Source organism: Ottowia sp. VDI28, assembly GCF_049532675.1.
Classification (GTDB): Bacteria; Pseudomonadota; Gammaproteobacteria; order Burkholderiales; family Burkholderiaceae_C; genus Ottowia.
In genome coordinates, this window is the sequence record NZ_CP149820.1 from 6377650 (window position 1) to 6391926 (window position 14277).

Here is a 14277-nt window from a genome sequence, read left to right on the forward strand (position 1 = left end):
GCAAGATCGAGCTGGCCGCCCGTCAGATCTCCCCGGAAGGCGCGCCGCCGCCACCATCGCGGTAGTTGAAGCGTACATTGCCGCCCGGCCAGGAAAGGCCGTCGGCATCCACGAAATGCAGATCGCGCGTGCTCATCTCCATGCCGGCCCCGGAATCCCGCCAGCCCAGACGGCCGGTGAGCGAGGCGAAGGCCAGCGGCTCCAGCTTCGGCCCAAAAGTGGCCGACACATCGGCCAGGGCCACGTCGGCGGTGGCGCCCGCGAGCAGCCCGCGCTTGACGTCGGCCCACAAGCGCAGGGCACCCCGCCCCGCCTGCAGATCCACCCCCCAGTCGGACTTCAGATCAACGTACTGGCGCAACTGCGACACGTCGGCACGGCCAAACTCGGCGAACACCTCGCCATCCCAGCCGTTCGGGCCTCGCCACTGGCCAGGGTGGCGCGAGAAAATGGATTGGCGGAACCGCCCGATCAGCGTGAAACGGTCACCCCATGAGGCTTCGGGGGTGGCATCCAGCCGCATCTGGTGGCTTCGGTAGCCGTTGCGGACGACGATCTGCACATCGGAAAGCTGCACCGGAGGTGCGGGGCGCTGCTCGTCGACCCAGCGCACGCTGCCCCCTTGCACGACGAATTCGGGCTGTGAAAAAAACCAGTCCGCTCCTTCCGCCCCTGCGGACGCATCGCCCGAGAGATCGATGCCCCCGGCCAGCAGGCGGCCGTCCGCGGTGCGGCGCAGCTCCAGCTCCGGCCGGTCGATGACAAGCTGCTCCAGCTCGCCCTTGCTGAGCGACAGCACCGAAAACGCCGCCAGCACGCGCGGCACCCTCAAACCAGTGCGGCCGGAAGGGTCTTGCACGCGCACATCGCGCAGGGCGACCGAGGGAACAAGGCCGTTCGACTCGGCCTCGATGGCGCCGATGGTGACTGGCGCGGATGCCGCGCGCGAGGCCATTCTTTCCAGCCGAGGGCGAAACTCGTCGATTCGCGGCACAATGACCCAGTGAAAAACTCCCCAAGCCAGCAGCACGAGAATCAGCAGCGCGCAAATGGCACGCAACACCCAGCGTGTCAGGGTGGCGGCGATTTTGATAGACGATTGAACCAACGGCTTTAAGAGCGTGTTTACTGAGACCGGACTTATGCAGTGCTGTCATTCCCCCACAGGCGGGAATGGTGAAACCCTTTTTGCGCAGGTCCTATGAGAGAAATTATGACCCGTGCTGACGAGCAAGGTTCTTGCGGCGAGCGTGAAACTTTGTTAACTGATTTCCAGGGGCTGCCGAGCAGCGCCAAGCATTCGCGTCTGGTGCAGCGCCTGAGGCGCCGGTACGAGGGCGAACTGCCCTTGCTGCCCCCGGGCCGCCCACGCGCGACCTCATGCTGGCCTGCCTGGACGCGCTGGCCGCGCGCGGCTACGCCACCGGCGAAGCCGTGCGCGTCCTGCGCCAACTGGTGGTGGAGCGCCTGGTGGTACTCGACTGCGAACAGGGGGCGCCGCTCGCCACTATCACCCGGGCGATCACCGAACTGGCTGAAGTCACGCTCGATATCGCCTCCCGGGAAGCCTGCGCGCAGCTCGACGAGCGCCACGGCGCGCCCCTGGCCGAAAACGGCCAGCGCACCCAGATGTGGGTGATCGGCATGGGCAAGCTCGGCGCGCGCGAGCTGAACGTGTCGAGCGACATCGACCTGATCTACATCTACGACGAAGAGGGCGAAACCACGGGTACGCCCGATGGCCGCGGCCGCATCTCGGCACACGAATACTTCACCCGCGCCGTCAAGCTGATCCAGGGCCTGATCGGCGACACCACCGAGCACGGCTTCGTGTTCCGCATCGATCTGGCGCTGCGGCCCAACGGCAACTCCGGCCCCACGGTGTGCTCGCTCGAAGCGCTGGAGGAGTACATGCTGGTGCAGGGCCGCGAGTGGGAGCGCTTCGCCTGGCTGAAGAGCCGCGTGGTGGCCCCGCGCCCGAGTATCGAGAACGGATCGGCCCAGTCCCTGCGCGGCGTGGTCCTGCCCTTCGTCTTCCGCAAGTACCTCGATTACGCCGTGTTCGATTCGCTGCGGGCGCTGCATCAGCAGATCCGCGACCATGCGGCCAAACGCAGCGCCGGCCGGCCCGAACGCGCCAATGACGTCAAGCTTTCGCGCGGCGGTATCCGCGAGATCGAGTTCACGGTGCAACTGCTGCAGGTCGTGCGTGGCGGGCAATTCCCCGAACTGCGCACGCGCCCCACGCTCGAGGCACTGGAGCGGGTGGCGCGCGCCGGCCTGATGCCCCAGGACACCGCCGATGCCCTGGCACGGGCCTATGTGTTCCTGCGCCGGGTCGAGCACCGCATCCAGTACCTGGACGACCAGCAGACCCACGTGCTGCCCACCGACGACACCGATCTCGAGTGGATCGCGCAGAGCATGGGCTATGAGGGCAGTTGCGCTTTTCTCTGCGAACTGGACACTCACCGCGAGTTCGTGGCGCAGGAGTTCGACCGCCTGCTGGGTGCCGACGCCCCCTGCAAGAACTGCCGCAAGGGGAAAATGGCGGCGGCCCTCTCACGGAGGAGCCAGCGGCCGATTTCGATGCCGTGCTGGACCTCTTCCCCGGCACGGTACGCGAGCGCCTCGAACAATGGCGCGAGCACCCGCGCATGCTGGCGCTGCGTGAAGGCGCGCGCGCGCGCCTGCGGCGCCTGATGCAGCGCACCGCCGAGTGGCTGAGCGAAGGACGCGTGTCCAGCGAAGCGGTTCTGCGCATGGCGGATTGGGTAGAGCCCCTGCTGCGCCGCGAGAGCTACCTCGCTCTCTTGCTGGAGCGCCCCGCCGTGCACGAGCGCCTGCTGCGCGTGCTGGGCACGGCGCGTTGGCCCGCGCGCTACCTGCTGCAGCACCCGGGCGTGATCGATGAGCTGGCCGGCCCGGCCTTGCTGAGCACGCGGTTCGAGCCTGCCGTGTTCGAGCGCGAGCTGGAGGACCGCCGCGCCGCCCTGGCCCGAACCGGCGAGGACGACGAGGAAAACCTCCTCAACCTGCTGCGCCGCGCCCACCATGCGGAGGTTTTCCGCACCCTGGTGCGTGACGTGGAAGGCCAGTTGAGCGTGGAACAGGTCGCCGACGACCTTTCCGCCCTGGCCGATGCCATCTTGCGGCTCACCACCCGCTGGTGCTGGGTGCGCCTGAAGCAGCACCACCGCGACGAACCCCGCTTCGGCATCATCGGTTACGGCAAGCTGGGCGGCAAGGAGCTGGGTTACGGCGGCGATCTGGACATCGTGTTCGTGTTCGACGACGAAGACGAATCCGCGCCCGAGGTCTACTCGGTCTTTGTGCGCAAGCTGATCAACTGGCTCACGGTGAAGACCGGCGAGGGCGATCTGTTCGAGATCGACACCGCGCTTCGGCCCAACGGCAATTCAGGCCTGCTGATCACCAGCTTCGAGGCCTATTCCGACTACCAGCAGCAGCGCGGCAGCAACACCGCCTGGACCTGGGAGCACCAGGCCATGACCCGCGCCCGCTTCGTCTGCGGCGAAAGCGGCATGGCCGAGCGCTTCGAGGCCGTTCGCCTGGCCGTCATTACTGCCCCGCGCAACGACGAGGCGCTGAAAGCCGAAGTCATCTCCATGCGCGAGAAAATGCGCAAGGCCCGGCCCGTGAAGACCGGCCTGTTCGATGTCAAGCACAGCCCCGGCGGCATGGTCGATGCGGAGTTCACCGTGCAATACCTGGTGCTGGCGCACAGCGACGTGCATCCCGAGCTCAGGCCGAACAGGGGCAACATCACGCTGCTGCGGATTGCCGAGGATGCGGGCCTGCTGCCACCGGGCATCGGCAGCGCTGCTGCCGACGCTTACCGCGCGTTGCGCCGGGTGCAACACCAGGCGCGGCTGAATGAAGAACCGACTCAGGTTGTCCCGGAAAGCCTGGCCGGTGAGCGCGCAGCCATCGAAGCGCTCTGGGAAGCCGTCTTCGGGAAGCCGTAGACGCGCGCTCCTGTACCGCCACCATCTCCCCACATCTCCGTCATTCCCGCGCAGGCGGGAATCCAGTGCATCCTGCAGGCGCTGTCGCTGGATTCCCGCCTGCGCGGGAATGACGGTGGCGAAGGGCATGACGCGCAGAAAACAACGCTCTCTCACATCCGAATCTTTCTGACTCTTGCGTTGTGGACGACGTACACATATGCTCGCAGGTTCATGTCGCCGACCCCATCTTCTCCTTTACGTCTTTTTCCCCGACTCTCCGCCCTTGGCGTCATTGCCATCTTGCTCGCGGGCTGTGCGGCCTCACGCCCGCCCCCGCCAGAGCCTCTCGCCGACATCGTGCCCGCCGCCTGGCAAGCGCCGCTGCCGCATGGCGGCCGCCTGCAGACGCTGAAGGACTGGTGGCAGCAGCGGGACGATCCGGTGCTGTCGGCGCTCGTCGAGGCCGCACTGGCGGACAGCCCCACCCTGGCGGCAGCGCAAGCCCGCGTGGAACAGGCTCGTGCGCAAACCGCGGCCAGCCAAGCCGAACTCATGCCCAGGCTCGATCTCGGCGCCAATGCCAGCCGGGGCAATAGCCAGAGCCTGTCTTCGGTGGGCGAAGGGACGGCCCCGCCCGTGGTCACCACCATGCAGGTCGGCCTTCAGGCGGGTTGGGAAATAGACTTGTTCGGCCGGCGGCAGGCGCTGCTGGATGCCGCAGAACACCGGCGTGAAGGCGCCGAGGCGTTGGCGCACCTGGCCCGGGTATCCCTGGCGGCAGATGTGGCCAGCGGCTACTACAGCTTGCGCCTGTGCCAATCGCTTCTGGCCACGGCTGAGCGCGATGGAAACTCGCGCACGGAAACGGCGCGCCTGGCCGTCATCAGCCGAGATGCGGGCTTCACCGCGCCGGCCACCACGGCACTGGCCGAAGCCAGCGCCGCGGAAGGCCGGGCCCGTACGAGGCAGCAACGCACGGTGTGCGATTCGCAAATCAAGGCACTGGTTGCCCTGACGGGGCAAGATGAAGCGCGCTTACGTTCGCAGGTCGCGCCGCTGGATGCGGGGGCCTCACTCAGCCAGGCCAGCGATACCGCGCTCAGCGTGGCCTCGATCCCGGCCGATGCCCTGCGTCAGCGCCCCGACATCTGGGCGGCCGAGCGCGAAATACTCGCGGCGCGCTCGGAAATCGATTCGGCGGAAGCCGCACGCTGGCCCTCCCTCAGCCTGGGCGGCTCGATCAGCCGGATGCAGCTACGTTCACAGGGCATGAGTGGCGGTCTTGGCGTCTGGTCGTTCGGACCGCTGGCCTTGAATCTGCCACTGTTCGACGGCGGACGCATCGCCGCGGGCACCCGGGCAGCCCGCGCCCGCTACGACGAAGCGGTGGCCAACTACAAGGGCAAGGTACGCCAGGCCGTGCAGGAAGTCGAAACGGCCCTGGTCCAGGGCGCCGATGCGGAAAGCCGTACCGAGGACGCCCGTGCCGCCGTGGCAGGCTACCAGCAGTCTTTCGATGGCACACAAGCCCTCTATCGCCAAGGCATGGCAAGCCTCGTGCAGTTGGAAGAAGCGCGGCGCAATCTGCTGGCCGCGCAGAATTTGCTACAAAATTTGAAGCACGATCAGCAAGCCGCCTGGGTGGCGCTGTATCGGGCTGCAGGCGGCGGGTGGCAGGCACCGTGAAACGGCGCATACCCTCATCCCGGCCTTCCGGGAGGGTCGGGGAGTTCTCTCCCGCTCCCACTGGGCATGGGTATCTGCACATCTTTTCCCGTCATTCCCGCGCAGGCGGGAATCCAGGGTTACGTGGCGCTACGCCAGCAAAAACACTCGCTTTCAATCCCAGTTCTGCTAAAGCCACTGCAAACCATGTTGGGTATCCGCGCGTCTTTTCCCTGGATTCCCGCCTGCGCGGGAATGACGGAGATGAAATCTAAAGATGTGTAGATACCTTGGCCCTCTGGGAGAGGGCGCCAAGCCCAAAAACTCGTCGACCAACCAGCTCATGAAATCCGTCCAACTCCTCTGCGCCTTCGCCCTGGCTACCTTGCTGGCCGCCTGCGGTGGCGACAAGAAAGCCGCCGACGCCCCGCAAGCCGCCGCCAGCGCGCCGCGTCCGGTGCTCACCATCACCGCCGAGAAACCGCAGCGCCTTTCGCTGGCCGATACGCTGTCGGCCAACGGCAGCATTGCGGCCTGGCAGGAAGCCAGCATCGGCGCCGACGTGCCAGGCTTGCGCCTGGCTGACGTGCGCGTGAATGTGGGCGACGTGGTAAAGAAGGGCCAGGTGCTGGCCACCTACGACGCCGCGCCGGTCCGGCAGGACGAGGCGCAGGCACGCGCCAGCCTGGCCGAGGCCGAGGCTGCTGCGGCGGACGCCGCCGGCAACGCCGAGCGTGCCCGAGCGGTGGCCTCCAGCGGCGCCTTGAGCCAACAGCAGATCAACCAATATCTCACCGCAGAGAAAACCGCCCGCGCGCGCGCCGATGCCGCCCGGGCCGTGGTGGCCAGCCAGGGCCTGCGCCTGCGCAATGCCCAGGTACTGGCGCCGGATGACGGCGTCATTTCGGCCCGCCCGGCCACGGTCGGCCAGGTGTCGGCCTCCGGCACCGAGCTGTTCCGCCTGGTGCGGCGCGGCCGGCTCGAATGGCGAGCCGAAGTCACCGCCGAAGACCTTGCGCGCGTGCATGCCGGCCAATCGGTTCAGATCGAATTGCCCGGCGGCGCCCAGGTGGCCGGCACCGTGCGCCAGTTGGCCCCCACGGTGGACGCCAAAACGCGCTACGGTCTGGTCTATGTCGACCTGCCCCCTCGGGGGGCGGATCGGGCAAGGCCCAGTCCTCGGGGCAAGCAGTCCCACGGGCCGGCATGTTCGCACGCGGCAGCTTCGAGCTGGGCAAGAGCGAGGCGCTCACGGTGCCGCAGGAAGCCGTGGTCATGCGCGACGGCTTTGCCCACGTCCTGCGCGTGGGAGACGACAAGCGCGCGCAACTGGTGCGCGTGCAGACCGGCCGCATCGCCCAAGGCCGCATCGAGATCAAGCAGGGCCTGGATGCCAGCCAGCCCGTGGCGGTGCGGGGCGCCGGCTTCCTGAACGATGGTGATCTGGTGCAGGTATCCGCCGCGCCTGCTTCCGCCACGAGCGCCGCCGCCAGCGCCACCAAATAGAAAAAAGAGCCATTCAGATGAACGTCTCCGCCTGGTCCATCCGGAATCCGGTACCGGCCCTGATGCTGTTCGTGCTGCTCGCGCTGGGCGGCCTGTTCGCCTTCCACTCGATGAAGGTGCAGAACTTCCCGGACCTCGACCTGCCCACCGTGAACGTCGTGGCCGCGCTGCCTGGCGCCACGCCGGGCCAGCTCGAGAACGAGGTCGCACGCAAGATCGAAAACAGCATCGCCACCATCCAGGGCCTGAAGCACATCTACACCACCATCCAGGATGGCTCGGTGGCACTGATGGTCGAGTTCCGCCTGGAAAAACCGGTACAGGAAGCGGTGGACGACGTGCGCTCGGCCATCTCGCGCGTGCGCGCCGATCTGCCGGGCGATCTTCGCGACCCGATTGTCACCAAGCTCGATCTGGCCGGCCAGCCGGTGCTGGCCTACACCGTGGCCTCGCCGCGCATGAACGATGCCGATCTGTCCTGGTTCGTCGACAACGACATCGCCAAGCGCCTGCTCGCGGTGCCTGGCGTGGGCGCCGTCAACCGGGTGGGCGGCGTCGAGCGCCGCGTGGAGGTCGCCCTCGATCCGCTGCGCCTGCAGGCCCTGGACATGACGGCGGCCGAAGTGTCTCGGCAACTCAGGCAGGTGCAGCTCGAAAGCGCCGGCGGCCGCATCGATCTGGGCACTGGCGAGCAGCCGGTACGCACGCTGGCCACCGTGGGCTCGGCCGACGAGCTGCGCGCCATGCCCCTGGCGCTGCAGGACGGCCGCAATATCCGCCTCGATCAGGTGGCCACGGTCACCGACACCATCGCCGAGCCTCGCGCCGCCGCGCTGCTGAACGGGCAGCCAGTGGTCGGCTTCGAGGTCGCGCGCAGCCGCGGCGCCAGCGAGGTCGAGGTGGGTGCGGGCGTGCGCAAAGCCCTGAAGGAAATGGAAGCCACGCACTCCGGGATGCGCATCACCGAAGCGTTCGACTTCGTCACCCCGGTGGAAGAGGAATACCACGCGTCGCTGCAGATGCTGGGCGAAGGCGCGCTGCTCGCGGTGCTCGTGGTGTGGCTCTTCCTGCGCGATGTGCGCGCCACTTTTGTATCCGCGGTGGCGCTGCCGATGTCGATCCTGCCGGCGCTGATCGGCATGTACTTCTTCGGCTTCTCGATCAACGTGGTCACCCTGCTGGCACTCTCCCTGGTGGTCGGCATTCTGGTGGACGATGCCATCGTGGAGGTGGAAAACATCGTGCGCCACTTGCGCATGGGCAAAAAGCCCTTCCAGGCGGCCATGGAAGCGGCCGACGAAATCGGCCTGGCGGTGATCGCCACCACGTTCACCCTGATCGCGGTGTTTCTGCCTACCGCCTTCATGAGCGGCATTGTCGGCAAGTTCTTCAAGCAGTTCGGCTGGACGGCGGCGCTGGCGGTCTTCGCCAGCCTCGTGGTGGCGCGCATGCTCACGCCGATGATGGCGGCCTACATGCTCAAGCCGATCGTGACGGCCGAGAAGGAGCCGCGCTGGCTCACTATTTACGGCCACTGGGCCAGCTGGTGCGTGCGCCACCGCTACTGGACGATGCTGGGCGCGGGCGTTTTCTTTTTCGCCTCGGTCGCGCTGATCCCGCTGCTGCCCACGGGCTTCATCCCGCCCGATGACAACTCGCAGACCCAGGTCTACCTGGAGCTGCCGCCCGGCAGCACCCTGCCTCAAACCGAGCAGGTAGCCGAGCAGGCGCGCCAATTGCTGGTCAAGAACAGCCACGTCAAGAGCGTGTACACCACCATCGGCGGCGGAGCGGCGGGGGGCGATCCGTTCGCGCAAGGCGGCGCCGATGTCCGCAAGGCCACGCTCACCATCCAGCTGAGCGTGCGCGGTGAGCGCCCCCGCAAGCAGGTGATCGAGAAGGACATCCGCCAGGCCATGGCCGAGATCCCCGGCATTCGCAGCAAGGTCGGCTTGGGCGGCTCGGGCGAAAAATACATCCTGATGCTGCAAGGTGATGAGCCGCAAGCGCTGCTCAGCGCCGCCCGCGCCGTCGAGCGCGATCTGCGGGGGCTGCCCGGCCTCGGCAGCATCACCAGCACCGCCAGCCTGATCCGGCCGGAAATAGCCGTGCACCCTGATTTTGCCCGCGCCGCCGATCTGGGCGTGACCAGCGCCGCCATGGCCGACACGCTGCGCGTGGCCACGCTCGGCGACTACGATGCGCAGTTGCCCAAGCTCAACCTGGCGCAGCGCCAGATACCGATCGTGGTCAAGCTGGAGGATGCCGCGCGCAAAGACCTCGATCTGCTCTCGCGCCTGGCCGTGCCCGGCGCCAAGGGCCCCGTGCCGCTGGGGCAAGTGGCCACACTGAGCTACAGCGGCGGCCCCGCCATCATCAACCGCTATGACCGCGCGCGCAATGTGAACATGGAGATCGAGCTGTCAGGCCAGCCCTTGGGCGACATCGCGGCCAAGGCCAAGGAACTGCCCTCCGTGAAAAACCTGCCTCCCGGCGTGCGCGTGGTGGAAGTGGGCGATGCGGAAGTGATGGCCGAACTCTTCCTGGGCTTTGGCCTGGCCATGCTCACAGGCGTGCTGTGCATCTACATCGTGCTGGTACTGCTGTTCCACCACGTGCTGCACCCGGTCACGATCCTGGCGGCACTGCCACTTTCGCTGGGCGGCGCTTTCGTGGCGTTGCTGCTCACGCACAAGGGCTTCTCCATGCCTTCGCTGATCGGCCTGATCATGCTGATGGGCATCGCCACCAAGAACTCCATCCTGCTGGTGGAATACGCCATCATGGCGCGGCGCGGGCATCCAGCCCATGACGGGCAGCCCGCCGTCGCCCCCATGAGCCGCTTCGACGCGCTGATGGATGCCTGCCACAAACGCGCTCGGCCCATCGTCATGACCACGCTCGCCATGGGGGCCGGCATGCTGCCGGTGGCCTTCGGCTGGGGCTCGGCCGATCCGAGCTTCCGCTCGCCCATGGCGGTGTCGGTCATCGGCGGGCTCATCACCTCCACGTTCCTGAGTTTGCTGGTGATCCCGGCGGTGTTCGTGTGGATCGACGATGTGGCGCAATGGACAGGACGGCTTTTCCGCGGCCGGCGTGAGGCACACTCTCCTACTTGAACCCCGCATCCGAATCCTCTGCCCATCCACGCGCCTGGACGCTGACCTGTGTGCTGCTGATGGCGGCCAGCGCCCTGGCGTGGCTGGCCGCCGTGCAAGGCCTGGCCTCGCCGCAGCATCTGGCCTGGAGGGCGGACAGCTGGCACGCCGCGCCCTGGACCCTCTGGACCGCGCCGCTGGAGCATTTCATGCTGGCCCACGCCCTTGCCAATGGGCTCACCCTCGCGGCCATGGCAGCCCTAGGCTCCATGCTCTCGGCCCGGCCGCGCGATGCGCTCGCCCTGCTGCTGGCATGGCCCCTTGCCACGCTGGGGCTGCTCCTATGGCCCCAGGTGGGCGGGTTTTATGGGCTCTCCGGCCTCATACATGCCGCGGCAGCCATTCTGGCTTTGCGCGCGATCGCTGAACCCTCCACCCAGCGGATCGGCCAATGGCTGGCCGCCGGCCTTCTGTTCAAGCTGGCACTAGAGCACGGTTGGGACATGCCCGTGGGCTTTGACACCGGTTGGGGGTTCAACGTGGTCTACGCCGCTCACCTGACCGGTGCAGCCGCAGGAGCGCTGATGGCATTGGTGCTGCAAGTGATCGCGACAATTCGAAACTAGTCGCCCCGACAGACCCTCACAATCACTTGATGCCGATCCGACTGCTCTGCGCCGCTCTCGTTGCCCTGCCCTGGCTCTGGCCCCTGACAGCGGGACCCTCGGCCGGCATGGTTCCCTACCTGGTCTCCGCCGTGACCGGCGCCTTGCTGATCACGGTATGGCCGGCGCATGACCGGGAGGGCCGGGCGCTGGAGAACGGCGCCACTATCGCTGCGTCCGGCTGGCTGGCGGCGGCCCTGATCAGCAGTGTGATCGCGCTGCTGCAGTATTTCGATCTGGAAACGCTGTTCTACCCCTTGGTCAACCAGGCGCAGCCAGGGCAGGCGTTCGGCAACCTGCGCCAGCCCAACCAGCTGGCTTCGCTGCTCGCGATTGGCCTGCTGGCCTTGCGCTGGCTGTTTCAGCGCCAGCATCTCAACAAGTTCCATGCCTCCTGGATGAGTGCCTTGCTGCTGGTGGCGCTCGCTGCCACGGCCTCGCGCGTAGGCCTGGTCGAGCTCATCCTGCTGGGCGCCCTGGTACTGTGGTGGTCTCGCTCACAGCCGGGTGGCCGTACGCGCCTGATGCTGGCCGGCGCGGCGCTGGGCATCTACCTGGTGGCGGCACTGGCTTGGCCAGCGCTCATCCAGAGCAGCGAAGGCGTGGCCGGGCGGGACATGGTCGAGCGCCTGCGCACCGCCGAATCCACCTGCGGCAGCCGGCTGATCCTGTGGCACAACGTGCTGCACCTGATTTCCCTCAAGCCCTGGCTCGGCTGGGGCTGGGGTGAGCTGGACTACGCCCACTACATCACCCTCTACGACGGCCCGCGCTTTTGCCACATCCTGGACAACGCGCACAACCTGCCGCTGCATCTGGCCGTGGAGCTCGGCGTACCGCTAGCGCTGCTGGCCTGCGCGCTCACCGCCTGGCTGCTATGGCGCGGACGCCTGTGGCAAGAGCAGGATGCATCCCGGCAACTGGCCTGGAGCGTGCTGGGCGTCATCGGCATCCACAGCATGGTCGAGTATCCGCTGTGGTATGGGCCGTTCCAGATCGCGGCCATCCTCTGTGTCTGGCTGCTGTGGCGCCCGCGGCATGCCGCGGCGGAGCTGACGGCAAGGCCCTGGTGGCGCAACGCCATCGCGGCAGCCGTGCTGGTGGCCGTGGCCTACACCGCGTGGGATTACCATCGCATCAGCCAGCTTTTCATGGCCCGCGAAGACCGCTCGCCCGCCTATCGCGACAACACGCTGGCCAAAGCGCAGCAGTCCTGGCTGTTCTCCGACGTGGTGGCCTTCGCCGAAACCACCACCCGCCCCGCTACCCGCGAAACCGCCGCCCGCCTGCTGCCCACCGCCCTCGCCGCCCTGCATTTCTCACCTGAATCCAGCACCATCATCAAGGTGATCGAGTGTGCCTCCCTGCTCGGCCAGGACGAGCTGGCCCTGGCCCACATGGCGCGCTTCAAGGCCGCGTTTCCGGACGAGTACAAGGAATGGACGCAAGACAACGCCCGCGTCCTTCAGGGTCTGCGCCAGTAGCCGACCTAGCCGCGCACGCTTCTAGCTCTTTGTCGTTGGCTCTTCAGCGCCCATGCCGCTCCAGCGAACCCGAAGCTTAGTACAAGGCATGCCATGTCGAAGCCGGCCATCGCCCAATCCCCTGCAGGCAGGGAGTGGCCCAGGTGGCGGTTCGTGGTGATCAGGTTGAGCACGGGCAAGGCGCCGAATCCCAGCGCCGCCGCCCATGCCTGCGCACGCCATGCGTGCCCCGGCGCGGTCCATGCCGCATGAGCAAACATGGCCAACCATACCCCGAACAGCACATGAACCTCGTATTGCGCGCGCTGGTCCATGTCGACCGGCAGCAAACGATTGGCCCAAAAGTAGGCTACCAGGGCAATGGGAAGCCCTAACACCACCGCAGCGTTGAGGCGTTCCACCAGCGCCAGGCCCGAGGTGGTCGCGGCCCTCCTGCGCTCCGCGCGCTGACGGCGTTTCAATGCCCACAACACCATACCCGTGGCGATCATGGCGCAGCCCAAAAAGCCTGAAAGCACGTACATCGACCTCACGATAGGACCCGCGAACAGGCCCTCGTGCAAGCCTAGAAGCAGATCGCGCGAGGCCCTGGGCACCGACTGCCATGCCGGACGCTCGGCCAGCACGCGGCCACTGACACCGTCGAATACCAGAATGTCCGTGGAGCGCACAGGGCCCGCCGCGAAGTTCCCAATGACGCTGACGCGCGCGTTCGAATCGCCCGGGTGCCGTATGTCCAGCACGGCTGGCTGCGCACCGCCCCAACGTGACCGGGCCTGCTGCAGCAATCCGGCGATGGGCGCTTGGGCAACGCGTTCGCCGGTCGCAGGTGCGACGGCCATCGGAGGAAAGAGCTCGCCATAAAAGGCACGCACGGCGCCAGGCGGTGGACCATACCAGGCGCTGGCGATCAACGGCATGAACGAAAACATCACGAAGACCAGCCCCGAATAGCTGATCATCAACTGAAAAGGCAAGGTGAACACGCTGGCCATGTTGTGCGCATCCAGCCACGAGCGCTGCCCCTTGCCCAGGCGCAATGTGAAGAAGTCGGCAAAGAAACGCCGGTGTACGACGATACCCGTGAGCAGTGCCAGCAACAGCGCCATGGAAGCAACGGCCACCACGCCATCGGTGACCGCCTGCGGAAGATAGTGCAGCCGCCAGTGCATCTGGTAAAGCGTCTGCCCGCCGCCTGTGTCGCGTACCGCGATGGGCGCACCCGTCTGCGCATCCAGCCATGCGGACTGCGTTGCCTGCCCGGCCCCCTGCGGTTGCCACTCGACTCGCAGATAGGGCTCGTTGCGATCCACAGGGAGCTGCAGCGTCCAGCGATGGGCGGTGGGAGCCTGGTTCTGGAGGAAATCAAGCGCATGTTGCGCCGTCTCCTCGCGCGGCAGTGAATACTGGGCTTGCGGAAGCTCGGGCCGCATCCAGCGGTCAATCTCGGTATCGAGGTACCCAACCGTGCCCGTGACGAACATGAAATACAGCAGCCAGCCAAACAAAAGACCCGCCCAGGTGTGCACGCCGTCCATGGATGGACGAAAAAGGCGCCGGGCAGCAGCCTCACCTGGTGGCCGGGACGAAGCTTGGCCCTGGTGCGTCACAGAAATATCCACGCCACCCCGGCACTGCCCAAGACGCACAGGCCGAGCACTCCCCAGGCGCGGCGCGCATCGCGAGCCGCGAAGGCCGCCATGAAAGCCCCCACGTAGACGGGAAAGCTGAGCAGCATGGCGGCCAGCACCGCGTCAGCGCGCGGCAGGTTCCAGGCCGCGACGAGTGCGACGGGCAGGATCTGCGCCAACGCGTACCCGCCCAAGGCGCCAGCCAATGAGCGGGAGACGGTGCTCCATGACAAGCTTGTCCGGTTCACGAAGTTATG

8 protein-coding genes and 1 pseudogene are annotated in these 14277 nt (G+C 67.0%); 6 read left to right on the plus strand and 3 right to left on the minus strand.

The genetic code is table 11. The features are described from left to right. Positions 1–22: 22 nt before the first annotated feature. The gene (locus WJU18_RS30265) at positions 23–1063 is read right to left on the minus strand and encodes a hypothetical protein (protein WP_423457981.1); all 1041 of its coding nucleotides are present in this window, start codon (positions 1061–1063) and stop codon (positions 23–25) included. Between the two features lie 150 nt (positions 1064–1213). On the opposite strand from WJU18_RS30265, the pseudogene glnE reads away from it, so the two are divergent. The 6 genes and pseudogenes from glnE (at position 1214) to WJU18_RS30295 (ending at position 12389) form a co-directional block, all read left to right on the plus strand. Then, a pseudogene (gene glnE, locus WJU18_RS30270) lies at positions 1214–3989 on the plus strand (bifunctional [glutamate--ammonia ligase]-adenylyl-L-tyrosine phosphorylase/[glutamate--ammonia-ligase] adenylyltransferase). Positions 3990–4202: 213 nt separating this feature from the next. Continuing rightward, positions 4203–5657 carry an efflux transporter outer membrane subunit gene (locus tag WJU18_RS30275; protein WP_423457982.1) on the plus strand — a complete coding sequence of 485 codons (1455 nt, stop codon included), beginning with the start codon at positions 4203–4205 and terminating at the stop codon, positions 5655–5657. 322 nt (positions 5658–5979) lie between these two features. Continuing rightward, positions 5980–7068 carry an efflux RND transporter periplasmic adaptor subunit gene (locus tag WJU18_RS30280; RefSeq protein ID WP_423457983.1) on the plus strand — a complete coding sequence of 363 codons (1089 nt, stop codon included), beginning with the start codon at positions 5980–5982 and terminating at the stop codon, positions 7066–7068. Between the two features lie 91 nt (positions 7069–7159). Next, a complete protein-coding gene (locus tag WJU18_RS30285; protein ID WP_423457984.1) occupies positions 7160–10261 on the plus strand; it encodes an efflux RND transporter permease subunit in 3102 nt (1033 codons plus the stop codon). Continuing rightward, entirely contained in the window at positions 10258–10866 is a 609-nt protein-coding gene (locus tag WJU18_RS30290; protein ID WP_423457985.1) for a hypothetical protein, read from the plus strand. Before WJU18_RS30285 ends, WJU18_RS30290 begins: the two co-directional genes overlap by 4 nt. Before the next feature lie 29 nt (positions 10867–10895). Further along, a complete protein-coding gene (locus WJU18_RS30295; RefSeq protein WP_423457986.1) occupies positions 10896–12389 on the plus strand; it encodes a PglL family O-oligosaccharyltransferase in 1494 nt (497 codons plus the stop codon). Between the two features lie 5 nt (positions 12390–12394). On the opposite strand, the gene WJU18_RS30300 is transcribed toward WJU18_RS30295, so the two are convergent. Both WJU18_RS30300 and WJU18_RS30305 read right to left on the minus strand, forming a co-directional pair. Beyond that, entirely contained in the window at positions 12395–13999 is a 1605-nt protein-coding gene (locus tag WJU18_RS30300; RefSeq protein ID WP_423457987.1) for a PepSY-associated TM helix domain-containing protein, read from the minus strand. After that, complete coding sequence (locus WJU18_RS30305) at positions 13996–14268, minus strand: hypothetical protein (RefSeq protein WP_423457988.1); 273 nt, start codon at positions 14266–14268, stop codon at positions 13996–13998. The genes WJU18_RS30300 and WJU18_RS30305 overlap by 4 nt, the downstream gene beginning before the upstream one ends. Positions 14269–14277: the final 9 nt, after the last annotated feature.

Bases quoted from the DNA above. Each gene is read 5' to 3' on its own strand.
- WJU18_RS30280 (WP_423457983.1), top strand. From the start codon at position 5,980: ATGAAATCCGTCCAACTCCTCTGCGCCTTCGCCCTGGCTACCTTGCTG.
- WJU18_RS30295 (WP_423457986.1), top strand. From the start codon at position 10,896: ATGCCGATCCGACTGCTCTGCGCCGCTCTCGTTGCCCTGCCCTGGCTC.
- WJU18_RS30285 (WP_423457984.1), top strand. From the start codon at position 7,160: ATGAACGTCTCCGCCTGGTCCATCCGGAATCCGGTACCGGCCCTGATG.
- WJU18_RS30275 (WP_423457982.1), top strand. From the start codon at position 4,203: ATGTCGCCGACCCCATCTTCTCCTTTACGTCTTTTTCCCCGACTCTCC.